Annotated in this window: 13 protein-coding genes; 6 read left to right on the top strand and 7 right to left on the bottom strand. The window is 72.1% G+C overall.

What is annotated here, in order from left to right; all coding sequences use genetic code 11:
* Positions 1-24: 24 nt before the first annotated feature.
* The 3 genes from RBJ77_RS09160 to RBJ77_RS09150 all read right to left on the bottom strand — a co-directional run bounded on the left by RBJ77_RS09160 (position 25) and on the right by RBJ77_RS09150 (position 3,770).
* Entirely contained in the window at positions 25-1,230 is a 1,206-nt protein-coding gene (locus tag RBJ77_RS09160) for a hypothetical protein (protein WP_372344474.1), read from the bottom strand.
* Entirely contained in the window at positions 1,227-2,444 is a 1,218-nt protein-coding gene (locus RBJ77_RS09155) for a hypothetical protein (RefSeq protein WP_372344473.1), read from the bottom strand. Before RBJ77_RS09155 ends, RBJ77_RS09160 begins: the two co-directional genes overlap by 4 nt.
* Positions 2,445-2,603: 159 nt before the next feature.
* On the bottom strand, positions 2,604-3,770 hold the full coding sequence (locus RBJ77_RS09150; RefSeq protein WP_372344472.1) for an Ig-like domain-containing protein: 1,167 nt from the start codon (positions 3,768-3,770) through the stop codon (positions 2,604-2,606).
* A 336-nt stretch (positions 3,771-4,106) separates the two neighbouring features.
* On the opposite strand from RBJ77_RS09150, the gene RBJ77_RS09145 reads away from it, so the two are divergent.
* The 5 genes from RBJ77_RS09145 (at position 4,107) to RBJ77_RS09125 (ending at position 8,362) form a co-directional block, all read left to right on the top strand.
* Positions 4,107-5,018: a YceI family protein gene (locus tag RBJ77_RS09145; RefSeq protein WP_372344471.1), complete on the top strand. Its 912-nt coding sequence runs from the start codon at positions 4,107-4,109 to the stop codon at positions 5,016-5,018.
* A gap of 642 nt (positions 5,019-5,660) precedes the next feature.
* Entirely contained in the window at positions 5,661-6,311 is a 651-nt protein-coding gene (locus tag RBJ77_RS09140) for a DUF6082 family protein (protein ID WP_372344470.1), read from the top strand.
* A gap of 213 nt (positions 6,312-6,524) precedes the next feature.
* On the top strand, positions 6,525-7,223 hold the full coding sequence (locus RBJ77_RS09135) for a VWA domain-containing protein (protein ID WP_372344469.1): 699 nt from the start codon (positions 6,525-6,527) through the stop codon (positions 7,221-7,223).
* A gap of 19 nt (positions 7,224-7,242) precedes the next feature.
* Complete coding sequence (locus RBJ77_RS09130) at positions 7,243-7,767, top strand: hypothetical protein (RefSeq protein ID WP_372344468.1); 525 nt, start codon at positions 7,243-7,245, stop codon at positions 7,765-7,767.
* A gap of 76 nt (positions 7,768-7,843) precedes the next feature.
* The gene (locus RBJ77_RS09125) at positions 7,844-8,362 is read left to right on the top strand and encodes a hypothetical protein (RefSeq protein WP_372344467.1); all 519 of its coding nucleotides are present in this window, start codon (positions 7,844-7,846) and stop codon (positions 8,360-8,362) included.
* A gap of 48 nt (positions 8,363-8,410) precedes the next feature.
* On the opposite strand, the gene RBJ77_RS09120 is transcribed toward RBJ77_RS09125, so the two are convergent.
* Genes RBJ77_RS09120 through RBJ77_RS09110 form a run of 3 tightly spaced genes read right to left on the bottom strand, consistent with a single transcriptional unit; the run spans position 8,411 to position 9,716 of the window.
* Entirely contained in the window at positions 8,411-8,536 is a 126-nt protein-coding gene (locus RBJ77_RS09120) for a hypothetical protein (RefSeq protein ID WP_372344466.1), read from the bottom strand.
* Complete coding sequence (locus tag RBJ77_RS09115; RefSeq protein ID WP_372344465.1) at positions 8,533-8,964, bottom strand: DUF6221 family protein; 432 nt, start codon at positions 8,962-8,964, stop codon at positions 8,533-8,535. The genes RBJ77_RS09120 and RBJ77_RS09115 overlap by 4 nt, the downstream gene beginning before the upstream one ends.
* 53 nt (positions 8,965-9,017) lie before the next feature.
* Entirely contained in the window at positions 9,018-9,716 is a 699-nt protein-coding gene (locus RBJ77_RS09110) for an SAM-dependent methyltransferase (RefSeq protein ID WP_372344464.1), read from the bottom strand.
* 140 nt (positions 9,717-9,856) lie between these two features.
* Between RBJ77_RS09110 and RBJ77_RS09105 the strand changes: the two genes are divergently transcribed.
* Positions 9,857-10,822 (top strand): GNAT family N-acetyltransferase, encoded by a 966-nt coding sequence (locus RBJ77_RS09105; protein WP_372344463.1) that lies wholly within the window; start codon positions 9,857-9,859, stop codon positions 10,820-10,822.
* Here the strand turns inward: RBJ77_RS09105 and RBJ77_RS09100 are convergent.
* Positions 10,772-12,328, bottom strand: coding sequence for an amino acid permease (locus RBJ77_RS09100; protein ID WP_372344462.1), 1,557 nt, complete (start codon positions 12,326-12,328; stop codon positions 10,772-10,774). The genes RBJ77_RS09105 and RBJ77_RS09100 overlap by 51 nt on opposite strands.
* Between the last annotated feature and the right edge of the window lie 37 nt (positions 12,329-12,365).

Genomic DNA, 12,365 nt, shown 5'->3' with positions numbered 1-12,365 from the left:
CCGCCGTCGGGGGAGCGGCTCACGTCAGAGCCGCTCCACCGACCGGAACCCGGCGAGCCGGGACATCAACGTCCGCGCGGGTGGCGCGAGTTCACCCACCTGTACGGGGTGCCCGGCGTTCAACAGGCCGATCACGGCCGAGAGTTCGGGCGCCGACAGATCCGTCTCCAGGACGTGCCCGCAAGCCGCGACGAGCCGCCGCCCGCCGACCTCCGCCCACAGCACGCGCTCGGTCGCCCGCACCGCGTCGTCGTCGGTGAAGTAGCCGGGTCGGGCGGGCGGCGGCACGGGTCGCAGCCCGCCGTCCGTGGCCTGCCGCAGCGCCTCCCGGGCCACCCGCCGCTCCAGCGCGGCCGGGCGGGCGGCCTGTTTGAAGTGGTCGAGCGCGGCGGAGAGGACTGGCGGCAGCGTCGCCGACAGGTCCCGCGAGCGGCCGTCGCCGTCCGGTACGAGGATGTCGTCACCGCCCCAACCGGCCTGCGGGGACACGGGGTTGGGGCCGGGGGCCAGCAGCGAGTGCAGTTCCGCGCCGGGCCTGTGCGGAGAGCGGGGTATGCCGATACGGACGACGGAGGCGGGAGCGGTGTGCGGCTCGACGGTGTGCCGGAAGCCGGGCGGCCGGTAGAGCAGATCGCCGGGGCCCGTCTCGACCGAGGCCCGGCGTCCGGGTCCGCCGCTGTCCAGCCGGAGGCCGCGCTGCCCGCGCACGGTGTAGAGAAACGTTGCGCCGTAGGCGGGGGCGCCGTCGGCGGACGGCGTGGGCTCCGCTTCCGGCACCGGTTCGCACGTCCCGTGGTGCAGCGTGGTGGAGACGCCCGCCAGCGGCTGCCCCACCCGGTCCCAGAGACCCGCGAGGAAGTCCCGCTCCCTGACCCACAGCGGATGGTGGCCCGCGTGCAGGTCGCGGACGACGAGCGCGAACGGATCGTCGGCCAGCTGCCGCAGCGCGCGCCGGTCGTAGCTGGAGAACGTGCCGTCCTCAGGACCCGGCAGCAGGTCACCGGGGTCGGTGAGGAGGCGTGTTCCCACGGTGAGCCGGATCCGCTCGCGGGCCGGTGGCCGCTGGGCCGCGACGACGGCGCCCTCGAAGACCTCGTTCGGGTCGAAGGGGGCGTCGGCGGGGGCCAGGCCGCGGATCAGGACGGGCCGCCGGTCCCAGTACTCGTCGGCGAACCGCTGCCAGTCGAGGGCCGTGAGGACGTCGATCCGGGCGGCGCGGGCCGCGCTCACGGCCGCCGCTCCGGGGCCGTCGCGGCCACGGCCCGCGCCCGGTACGCCGCACCGAGCAGGGCGTGGAGCCGGGTGTCGTCGGCCGGGACGGCGCAGGCCTCGGCCAGTTCGGCCACGGTCAGCCCGCCGTGGGCGGTCCGCAGTGCGGCCAGGGCGCGGTCGGCGCCGGCCCCCGGGGCCGGCCACGTGTGGCCGTTCGCCGCCCAGAAGGCGTGGTCCGGTGTGTCGCCGACGCGGACGATGTCGGCGGTGCGCAGTAATCGGTGGTACGGAGTGAGGCGGACGCCGGGGCGCAGCGGCGGCGCCGGGTCGAGCCCCTCGGCGGAGTGCAGCCCGGCCCAGCGCAGCAGCAGCGCCCGCTCGGGCCCCGGACCGGCCAGGGTGTCCGCGAACTGGGCGGCGGATCCGGTCAGTTGGGCCGGCGGCACGAGTCGGCCGTCCGCCGCGGCGGGCACGGGGTGGGGGAGGACGACCTGCCCGTTCGCGTACCGGGGATGCCTGCGCATCTGGTCCGTGACGACGTCCGCGACGAGCGGCAGGGCCGAGGTGGCGCGCGCGGGCACGGTGAGCCGGAGCGTCGTGCACCGGCCCGCCCGGTGGTCGAGGTGGCGGCTGCCGGCCGGCCAGTGGACCAAGTCGCCCGTGCGGGCGTGGAGTTCGTACTCGGTTCCGGTGTGCTCGGGCCGTACCCGTACGGTCAGGGAACCGTCGATCACCCAGGTGAGGGCGGCCGCGTCCGCGGGCACCGTCGTCTCGTCGGCCGCGTGGTGCCGGTCGCCGACGGCGAGTTCCGCGGTGACGGGCAGCGCGGGCCGCCCGATGTGCCGCCACAGACCGGCAAGCACGTCCCGTACCCGCGACCAGCGGGCGAAGTCGTCGCCGAACGGGTCCCGTACGGTCAACAGCCAGCCGTCGCCCGCCAGTCGGGGGTCGGCCGCCAGCCGGTCCGCGTAACCGGTGAGGTCCGCGTCGGCCGGGCCGGGCAGCAGCCGTCCCGGCTCGCGCAGCTGTCCGTCCGTCGTCGTCAGCCGGGGGCGCGCGGTGCGGGAGGCGGCGGCCGCCACCAGGAGCGCGTGGGCGTCGGCCGGGCCGATCCCGAGCGGGGGTGCGTCCGGGACCACCACCGCCTCCCGGGCCCAGTGCGTGGCGGCGAAGTCGCGCCAGCCACGGCCGGGTCGGCCGGCTGCGTGGGCGGGGGCGGGGCTGCGGTTCATCGGGTCTGGGATCTCCTCGGTCCCGCACCGGGGGCGGTTCGACTGGCCTGGTGACCCTGTCAGAGCGTTTCCCGCGCCGTCAACGTGTTGAGGACATGCCGTGAACATCTGGCGCAGAACATACGTTCGGCTCACGGTGCGACTTCCGCCCCGACCGCATCAGGCCGCGCTGCCCGCCTTCCACTCCGCCCACGAAAGGTTCCAGCCATTGAGGCCGTTGGCGGGGGCGACCGTCTCCTCGCCCGAGCGCCGTACCTCCACCACGTCGCCCACCATGGAACCGGCGTAGAACCTGGCGCCCGGTGTCGAGGAGTCGTCCGCGCCCTGCGCGTCGCGCAGGCCGATGCAGCCGTGACTGGTGTTGCTGGTGCCGAAGACCGACGCGGCCGCCCAGTAGTTGCCGTGGATGAAGGTGCCGGAGGTGGTCAGCCGCTGGGCGTGCGGCACGTCGTCGATGTCGTACTCGTCGCCGAGTCCCACCGTCGTCGAGTCCATCCGGGTCTCCTCGAACCGCTCGGAGATCACCATCTTCCCCGCCCAGGTCTCGTAGCCGCTGCCGCCGCCGGTCACGTCGTACGTGGCGATCTCCTCGCCGTCCCGCCGCACGGTCATCGACCTGGCCTTCAGGTCCACGACGCTGATCTGCTCGCGCCCGATGTGGAAGGTGACGTCCTTGTCCTGGGTGCCGTAGACCCCGTCGGCGCCCTCGACGTCCTTGAGCCGCAGCGCGAGCGTGATCTTCGTGCCCGCGGCCCAGTAGGTCCTCGGCCGGAAGTCCAGCCGGGTGTCGCTGAACCAGTGGCCCACTATCTCCACGTCGGGTTCGGCGGTCACGGTGATCGCCTTCTGTACGGCGGCCCGGTCGCCGACGGCCTTCGTGAAGGCGAGGGAGACGGGCATGCCCACGCCCGACGTGGAGCCGTCCTCCGGGGTGAAGTACCCGACGAAGGTCGCGCCCGGCTTCTTCGTGGTGAACCGGGACGTGTGCGCGGTGTCGTCGTCCTCGACGCCCGCGGTGACCGTGTACGTGGTGCCGGACGCGGGGTGGGCGTCCGAGGTCCACCGGGTCCGGGCGTCGTTGAACGTGCCCGTCAGCCTGCTCCCGCCCTCGGCCATCACGCTGACGTCGGCGAGCGTCCCGCCCGAGACGGCCACGGTGACCGGTTCGGTGAAGTCGGCCCCCGTGGTCCCGGCGGTCGGCCTGACAGTGACCTTCGCGGCGCTACGCCCGCCAGCTGCCGAGGCCTTGCCCCCCGCCTCGCTCTCGTCCCGACCACCACACCCCGCGACAGACACGAGGGAGGCCGCACCCAGTGCGGTGAGCACCCCGCGCCGAGACCACGCCCCTGCCGCCCCCGCCGCCCCTGCTATCCATCCCGTCCCCGCCCCGCCGTCTGTCCGTTCCCGAGAGCCGCCCACGCCGAGCCTTTCTGATCGATGGCTGCTGAGGTGTCGCATGCTGCCCGCGCGACCTGGGCGAATCCTTGGAAAACAGCTCGGGTGCCTTAATTTTCTCTTTGAGGCCGGAGGGTGTCAGGACGGTGTGAATTCGGTGAAGCGCGGCGCCCCGGCGCACCGGAATGCGGCCTTCCGTCCCTCTTTGCGGAATCGGTGTACATGGCAAGGTGATCGTGGACGTCAGCAGCATCAGAAAGGCCCGCCATGCCCCTCGCCCTGTTCCGCCGGAAGCGGGCCGGTTCCGCAGCGCGGGGCGCCGGCCTCGCGCACCCCCTGCCGCACGGCGCGGGCGCCTTCCACTGCCAGGTCGCCGACCCGATGGGGCAGCCCATGCCGGGCGCCGACGTGACCGTCACGGCCACGGACACCGGGCGTGCGGCGGCGAAGGCCACGACCGACCCCTACGGCCTCGTCTTCCTGACCCTGCCGCCCGGCCGCTACGGCGTCCTGATCTCGGCGGACGGCCTCCAGCCGCACCAGCAGACGGTCGACGTGCTCCCCGACGAGACCGCCCCGCTCACCTCCGTCCAACTGCATGTGGGCCGCGCCCCCGAGCTGCCCCGGCCGGGCACCTGGCTCTTCGACCCGCCGCACACCGCGATCCGCTTCATCGCCAAGCACGTCGGCATGGCGCACGTGCACGGCCGGTTCACCCGCTTCGAGGGCGGCATCCACGTCGCCCCCGACATGGCGGACTCCCGCGTGGAGGTCCGGATCGACGCCGCCTCCATCACCACGGGCAACAACACGCGGGACAACCACCTGCGTTCGGCGGACTTCCTCGACGTCGAGCGCTACCCCTACATCGACTTCTCCGCGGACCGCTTCCTCTACCGGGGCGGCAGCAAGTGGACCCTCCAGGGCGCCCTCACCATGCACGGCGTGAGCCGCACGGTCGACCTGGACACGGGCTACCTCGGCGTCGTCAACGGCGGCTACGCGGAAGAACTGCGCTGCGCGGCCCTCGCCACGGCGGAACTCCACCGCGAGGACTACACGCTCAACTGGCGCACCATGCTGGCCAAGGGCATCGCGGTGGTCGGCCCCACGGTCAAGCTGGAACTGGACGTCCAGGCGATGTACCGCAGCCACGACACGCCTACGCCGCCGGAGTAGGCGGCTGCCCTCGGCCTCAGCCGTGAGCCATGAACCGGGGGACTGGACTCCCCAGACCCCCCGACTGCCTGCGGAGGAAGCGCAGAGCGATGGGCTCGCCGGCAGCCTCGGCTGACCAGACACGACGGGGCCTCGGCCGCATTCCGCGTCCGGGGCCTTCTGCGTGCGGGAAACGACTGTTCCTCGCCCGGTCGGGCATCCCTGCCGTATGCCGATCCCTGGTGATGATGAGCAGCGGCGGGTGGAAGACGCCCGCTGTTCGTTACGTGAGATCGGCTCACGCCGAGGCCCCGGCCATCATTGATCGCGAACTACGCATAGCCCGGACTGCTCGACTGCACTCATGCGCGGGGCATCCATCACGAGCTCCCCGTCGAGCAGCCGCAGGTCATCGAAATCGGAGAAGTGCGCAGGCGGTGACCGCCCCGGTGCCGTGCCCCAGCCCCGCCGACAGGGCTGGGGCCGACGCGGGTGACGCTACGACCCTCAACTAGTGCGACCCCTGAGCCTGTTGAGCCGCCACCCTTTGCGGGCAATCCGTACAGCCACTCGTCGGCGTCAAGGCGGCCACGCTGACGCCGGAAGGGGCTACTCCTCACGGATGGTGGGCATATCTGGCCCACGTCGTACAGAGGGGGGCCTATGGCGACATCCAAACTCCTGCGCTGGACACCGTGGGCAGCCGTCACCACCGCACTGCTGGCCCTGACGATCCTCACGCCGTTCATCCTCGATCGGTGGGCGCCGGGCGGGTTGAAGTGGGACCGCCTCGCCGACATCAGCCAGACGTACAGCGCGCTGTCCGCGCCCCTGTCCGGGGCGGCACTGATTGCGGTCGCCTGGTCGCTGATCATGCAGGCGCGGCAGATGAGGATCGCCAACGGCAACGAGTTCAGGGCCGGCCACCGGGAGTTGATGATGCAGGCTCTGCAGGACCCGAGCCTGCAGGAGTGCTGGGAGCCGCCCGTGACCCCGACCACGCGTGAGCGGGCGCGCCAGTACACCTACATCAACCTGATCATCAGCGGTTGGCGGGTGGACTACCTGAACGGCGCGTCCACCGACGCGAGCGTCCTCGTGTGGGCCCAAACGCTGATGAGAGGCGAGATCGGGCGAGAGTTCTGGAGGACCCGGCGTGCTGGATGGCATGCCACGGCGAGCGCCATGAGCCGCAAGGACCGCAAGTTCGTCACGCTGCTCGACCGGGCGCTCGAGTCATCCGACCGGGCCGGCCCACCGACTCCCGTCCCGGAGTACTACCTCCCGCGCTCCGGCGGCGGGACACCTGAGTGAACGTTCGCCACGCGGGCGCCGTGAAAAGGCCCGTCGGCCATCAACTCGACTATTGACCATGCCAGTTGGTACGCATCTGGGGGTTGGCGCGCGGCCGTGAACTACGTAGGACGGCGGCTCGTGGCGTGCCGTTGTTCTCGGTCGAGTGGACGGGAGGGCAACCCTTGGTGGGTCTGAAGCGTCAACCACCCACCCGCACCAAGGAGCACCCCCATGCCGATCAGCGTCGAGAAGGTCCCCGCCGGACTCGTCAGTCTCACCAAGACCGCCGCCGTTTCCCTGCGCAAGCAGGGCCTGGATGGGCGGCGGGCCGCCGTCTACCTCGTGCTGGACCGGTCCGGGAGCATGCGCGGCTACTACAAGGACGGCAGCATGCAGCACCTCGCCGAACAGGCCCTCGCCCTGTCCGCGAACCTGGACGACGACGGCGTGGTGCCCACCGTCTTCTTCGACACCGACGCCCACGACGCCGTCGACATCAGCCTCGACCACTACACGGGCCGGATCAACGAACTCCACGACGCCCTCGGCCACATGGGCACCACCAACTACGCCGCCGCCATGGACGCCGTCATCGACCACTACCTCGACAGCGACGCCAAGCACCCCGCGTACGTGATCTTCCAGACCGACGGATCGCCCGATTCCCGCCGCGCCGCCGAACAGACCCTGTGCAAGGCCGCCAAGCTGCCCCTGTTCTGGCAGTTCATCGGATACGGCGACGACGAGTTCCGGTTCCTGCACAAGCTCGACGAGCTCGCCGTCCCGAAGAAGCGGCTTGTCGACAATGCCAACTTCTTCCCTGCGGGCAAGGACCCGAAGCTGATTCCCGACGGCGTCCTCTACGACCGGCTCATGGCCGAGTTCCCGGACTGGCTGCGCACCGCCACCGCCGCCGGAATCATCGGCTGAGCGTGCCCAGGAGAGCGCAGTGAGGCCTCTGCTCCTCATCGACGTCGACGGCCCGCTCAACCCGTATGCGGCCCCGCCGAGCCGGCGCCCCGACGGCTACCGGACGCACCGCATGCGACCCGCGGGATGGGAGAACCCGTGGGAGAAGCCGCTGCGGGTCTGGCTCAACCCTGCCCACGGCCCCGCGCTCCAGGCGCTGCCGTTCGACCTGGTCTGGTGCACCACCTGGCAGGCGGAGGCCAACGAATGGATCGGCCCGCACCTGGGGCTGCCGCACCTGCCTGTCATCACGTGGCCCGACGGTGCTCGGGACGAGCCACAGGGCGGTGTCTTCTGGAAGACGAAGCACGTCGTCGACTGGGCGGCCGGGCGGCCCTTCGCGTGGATCGACGACGACGTCACCGACCGGGACCGCGCCTACGTCGCCGCGCACCACGACGGACCCGCCCTGTTGCACCACGTCAGCCCCCGACTCGGCCTCCTCGACCCCGACTTCCGGGCGCTTGCCGACTGGGCCGCGGACATCGAAGGCCAGGTGGCGTAGAGAGGGGGGCGCCGCCCGGTTCGGTCCGGAAGTTGATCGAGTCGACCGCCCCGGTGGACAGGCGGATGCTGGAACCATGAACGGCATACGCGTGACCGCGGCGGTGCGGGTCTCCGCTGCCGCCGTGATGACTGTCTGTCTCCTGGGAGCCGGTGCCGGCGTGACGGTGGCGGCGCCGTCGCCCTCGCCCTCGCCGTCCACGGACACGGACTGGGGAGACACGAAGAAGTGGGACGGTGGCCTGGAGGTCACCGTGTCGAAGCCGGTGAAGTTCACGCCGTCCCCGTACTCGATCGGGCACGAGACCGGCAACCAGGGCGTGAAGTGGCGGATCAAGGTGCACAACGGCACGGACGAAGCGTTCCAGGGAGCGCTGATGACCGTCTACGCGAAGTCCGGCAGCGACGGCGACACCTGTGAGCAGATCTTCGACGGGAACCTCGGCGCGGGCATCGCGGGCAGCGTGTCGCCCGGGTCGTCGGGAACCGCCGAGTTCGCGTTCGACGTGCCCCGTGCGCAGCTGACCAAGGTGGATCTCGAAGTGCGGCCCGACTTCCTCGGTGACGGCAAGCACTGGGTGGGTGAGGTCAAGTAGCCCTCAGGTCCCAGGCCCCAGGTCGCCGATCCCTCCCTGTTCCTCCGGCTACTTCCGGCGGCGGTAGAAGAGCACGATCCTGGCCACCGCCAGGCCGAGGACCACCACGCCCGCAGTGATCTGCAGCCAGCGCGGCACCGTGCCCAGGCCGGGGAGGAACACGGCGAGTGTCACGCCGGCCACTCCTCGCGGTAGCCGGGGCGGCCCGCGTACACGGAGGCCAGATCGGACACCGGATCCCGATGGTCGGCCAGGCGCTCGGTGGCGTCGTCCAGATCCTGCCGGAGGCGCATCCTGTGCTCGTCGCTGCCGTTCGCGAGGGCCTCGCGGTAGCGCTCACGGACGCCGTGGCGCTCGGTGCGGGCCTCGACGTAGCGGGCGAGGATGCGTCGTTTGGCGTCGATCTCGCGCAGCACCCGGGCCGGTACCCCACAGTCACAGACCGCACCCGGAGCGTCATGGAACATGGACATGGCCGCCTTCACGGCGTCCAGGTCGCCCTGGAGGTAGGCGTGGATGTCGCAGTCGAGGGTGTGCCAGCTGCTCGCCGCGCGCGCGTCCTCGTCGAGCTGTTCGCCGAGCCACTGCACGAGATCGTCCATCGTTCTCCCAGGTCTCCCGGTCTCCTAGGTCTTCCAGGTCTCCCCGGCGGTGGTCATGCGCTGCATGGTTTCACGATGTAGTGCCGTGCGGGGCGGGCACGAAGATGCAGGGTGTGCCGGTCGCCCTCATCCTGGAGACAGGGCTCGAACCGGGACAGGACGAGATGGCTGCCGGACGGCAGCGCGTCCACCAGCGTGCGCACGATGTCGTACGCCCCCTGGTCGTCGGGGATGAAGTGCAGCAGTGCGATCAGGGACACCGCCACCGGGCGGTCGAAGTCCAGGATCCCGCCCGCCAGTTCCAGGATCTTCGCCGGTTCGCGGGCGTCCGCCTGGAGGTAGCGGGTGACGCCCTCCGGCGTGCCGCGCAGCAACGCCTCCGCGTGCGCGAGGACGATCGGGTCGTTGTCGACGTAGACGACGCTCGCCTCGGGCGCCGCGGTCTGTGCGACGCGGTGCAGGTTCGGCTCCGTGGGTATGCCGGTGCCGATGTCGAGGAACTGGCGCACGCCGAGCCGGGCCGCGAGCATCCGCGTCGCGCGCTGCATGAACCAACGGTTGTGCCGGGCCCCGTACTTGGCCGTCGGCTCCATCGCCGTGATCTGCCGGCCGAGCGCCTCGTCCACCGGGTAGTTGTCCTTGCCGCCGAGGAACCAGTCGTACACCCGGGCCGGGTGCGGCTTGCTGGTGTCGATGCGGGGCGAGGCGGGCGAGGCGGGCGAGGCGGGCGAGGCGGGGGACGTCTCCGGCATGGGCAACTCCCTGGTCGGCGTGGTCCGTTCGAGCGTACGTCCGGTCATCCTGCCGTACGGGTGTGAGGCGTGGGGCGGCAATCGGGAAGGATGGCGGCGCAGGCCGCACGGCGGCAGCGGACCGAACAGGAGCAGCAGGCATGAGCGACGTCCCCCAGCGTCCCGACCGGCTCGACACCCCCCGGCGTCCCGACCGGCTCGGCGCCCTTGGGCGGCCCGACCGCCTCGGCAGCCACGAACGGCCAGACCGGCTCGACACCCCTGCGCGTCCCGACCGGCTCGACGTCTCCCGGGCCACCCCCGACGACTGGGCGGTGGTCCGCGGCTGGGCCGCCCAGGAGGGGTGGAACCCCGGGCTCGCCGACGGCCCGAGCTTCTTCGCGCAGGATCCGGACGGCTTCTTCCTCGGGCGGCTCGACGGCGAACCCGTCTCCGCCGTCTCCGTCGTCACCTACGACGACCGCTACGCCTTCCTCGGGTTCTACCTCGTCCGGCCCGATCTGCGCGGACGCGGGCACGGCCTCGCCACCTGGACCGCGGGGCTCGAGCACGCGGGCGGGCGCACCGTCGGGTTGGACGGCGTCGTCGCCCAGCAGGGCAACTACCGCAGGTCCGGGTTCGAACTCGCCCACCGCACCGCCCGGTTCACCGGGATCCCGGCCGGCGCCGCGCGCGTGCCCGCGCCGGGGATCGTGCCGGTCGGCGGCGACCTCGCGCCCCTGCACGCGTACGACAGCGCCTGCTACCCGGCCGACCGGCCCCGCTTCCTGGAGACCTGGCTGACCACGGAGGGCCACACGGCGCTCGCCCGGGTCGTCGACGGGCGCCTCGTCGGGTACGGGGTGCTGCGGCCCGGCCGCGACATGCCCCGGATCGGGCCGCTGTTCGCGGACACGGCGGACGACGCGCGGGCCCTGTTCGACGCGCTCGTGCCGGCGGACGGGCCGGTCTGCATCGACGTCCCGCTGTCGAACCCGGACGCCGTCGCCCTCGCCGAGGCGCGGGGCCTGACGCCCGGGTTCGAGACGGCCCGGATGTACACCGGGCCCGTCCGGTCATTCGCCGAGAGCCGCGTCTTCGGTGTCACGACGCTCGAACTCGGCTGACGGGTGCGGCAGTCGGGGCGTGGCGTAGCGGTCCTTCGCCGCGTACCACCACACGGTCGCGAGGAGCAGGACGGCGGCGAGCGCGACGACCGCGTAGTTCATCGAGTCGGCGGTGACCGGTGACGCCTGTGGCAGACAGAACAGGACCGTCACGCAGGCCACCCATCCGACGGCCACCCAGCCGACCGGGCGGCTCCAGCGGCCCAGGTGCCAGGGGCCGCGCTCGAACCGGTCGCCCGCGCGCAGCCGCAGCAGGACCGGGATCGCGTACGCGGGCGTGATCCCGATGACGTTGATCGCGGTCACCGCGCCGTACGCCGTCGCCGACCACAGCGACGGCAGGGCGAGCACCCCGGCCGCCGCCACCGACAGCCAGACCGCCGCGACGGGGGTCCGGGTGCGGTCGCTCACCTTGCGCCACAGCCGCGAGCCGGGCAGCGCCCCGTCCCGGCTGAACGCGAACACCATGCGGCTCGCCGCGGCGACCTCCGCGTTGCCGCAGAAGAGCTGGGCCACGATCACCACGAGGAGCAGCGCCGTCGCCCCGCCCGTGCCGAGCGCGTCGAGCAGGATCTGCGCGGGCGGCACCCCCGTCGCACTGTCCCGGGTCCCCGCGTAGTCCTGGATGGCGAACGTCAGCCCGGCGAGCAGCGCGAACCCGGCGATCCACGACACCCAGATCGCCCGCACGATGCCGCGCGCCGCCGCCACGGACGCGCCGGACGTCTCCTCGGACAGATGGGCGGAGGCGTCGTAGCCGCTGAACGTGTACTGGGCGAGCAGCAGTCCGATCGCGGCGACGTACAACGGGCTGTCCCAGCCGGTGTCGTTGACGAAGTGCGTGAACACGAACGACGGCGACTGGTGGTGGTCGGGGACGAGCGCGAGGGCGCCGACGATCGCCGCCACGCCCGCCAGGTGCCACCACACGCTGATGGAGTTGAGGACGCTGACGAGCCGGACCCCGAACAGGTTGAGCGTCGCGTGCAGGAGCAGGATCACCAGGAAGATCAGCATGGTGCGGCCGGGCGTCGGCACGAAACCCCATTGCAGGTTCAGGAACGCGCCCGTGAACAGGGCCGCCCCGTAGTCGATCCCGGCGATCGCACCGAGCAGCCCGAGCAGGTTCAGCCAGCCCGTGTACCAGCCCCAGCGGCGCCCGCCGAGCCGGTCCGCCATGTAGTACAGCGCCCCCGAGGTGGGGTACGCGCTGGTCACCTCGGCGAGCGCCATCCCCACGAAGAGCACGAACAGGCCGACGCCCGCCCAGCCCCACAGCATCACCGCGGGCCCGCCGGTGCCCAGGCCGAAGCCGTACAGGGTCATGCATCCGGACAGCACCGAGATGACGGAGAAGCTGATGGCGAAGTTGCCGAAGCCGTTCATCCGGCGGGCCAGGACGGGCCGGTAGCCGAGGGCGCGCAGGCGCTGCTCCTCGTCGGCGGGTGCGTGGGACACGGGCTTGCCTCCGGTGGGGGTCGGGGGTTGCGGCCGCCCATGATTCATGTCGTGGGCCGGAACGGCCAGGGGGCGCAGGCCAGTT

The organism is Streptomyces sp. KL116D (genome assembly GCF_030766975.1).
Classification (GTDB): domain Bacteria; phylum Actinomycetota; class Actinomycetes; order Streptomycetales; family Streptomycetaceae; genus Streptomyces; species Streptomyces longispororuber_A.
The sequence above is the reverse complement of the archived record's forward strand: the minus strand, read 5'-3'. Positions and strand labels throughout refer to the sequence as shown.

Coding starts and splice junctions, on each gene's coding strand:
- RBJ77_RS09125 (WP_372344467.1), top strand. CDS start 7,844: ATGAACGGCATACGCGTGACCGCGGCGGTGCGGGTCTCCGCTGCCGCC.
- RBJ77_RS09135 (WP_372344469.1), top strand. CDS start 6,525: ATGCCGATCAGCGTCGAGAAGGTCCCCGCCGGACTCGTCAGTCTCACC.
- RBJ77_RS09105 (WP_372344463.1), top strand. CDS start 9,857: ATGAGCGACGTCCCCCAGCGTCCCGACCGGCTCGACACCCCCCGGCGT.
- RBJ77_RS09115 (WP_372344465.1), bottom strand. CDS start 8,964: ATGGACGATCTCGTGCAGTGGCTCGGCGAACAGCTCGACGAGGACGCG.
- RBJ77_RS09110 (WP_372344464.1), bottom strand. CDS start 9,716: ATGCCGGAGACGTCCCCCGCCTCGCCCGCCTCGCCCGCCTCGCCCGCC.
- RBJ77_RS09100 (WP_372344462.1), bottom strand. CDS start 12,328: ATGAATCATGGGCGGCCGCAACCCCCGACCCCCACCGGAGGCAAGCCC.
- RBJ77_RS09140 (WP_372344470.1), top strand. CDS start 5,661: ATGGCGACATCCAAACTCCTGCGCTGGACACCGTGGGCAGCCGTCACC.
- RBJ77_RS09145 (WP_372344471.1), top strand. CDS start 4,107: ATGCCCCTCGCCCTGTTCCGCCGGAAGCGGGCCGGTTCCGCAGCGCGG.
- RBJ77_RS09155 (WP_372344473.1), bottom strand. CDS start 2,444: ATGAACCGCAGCCCCGCCCCCGCCCACGCAGCCGGCCGACCCGGCCGT.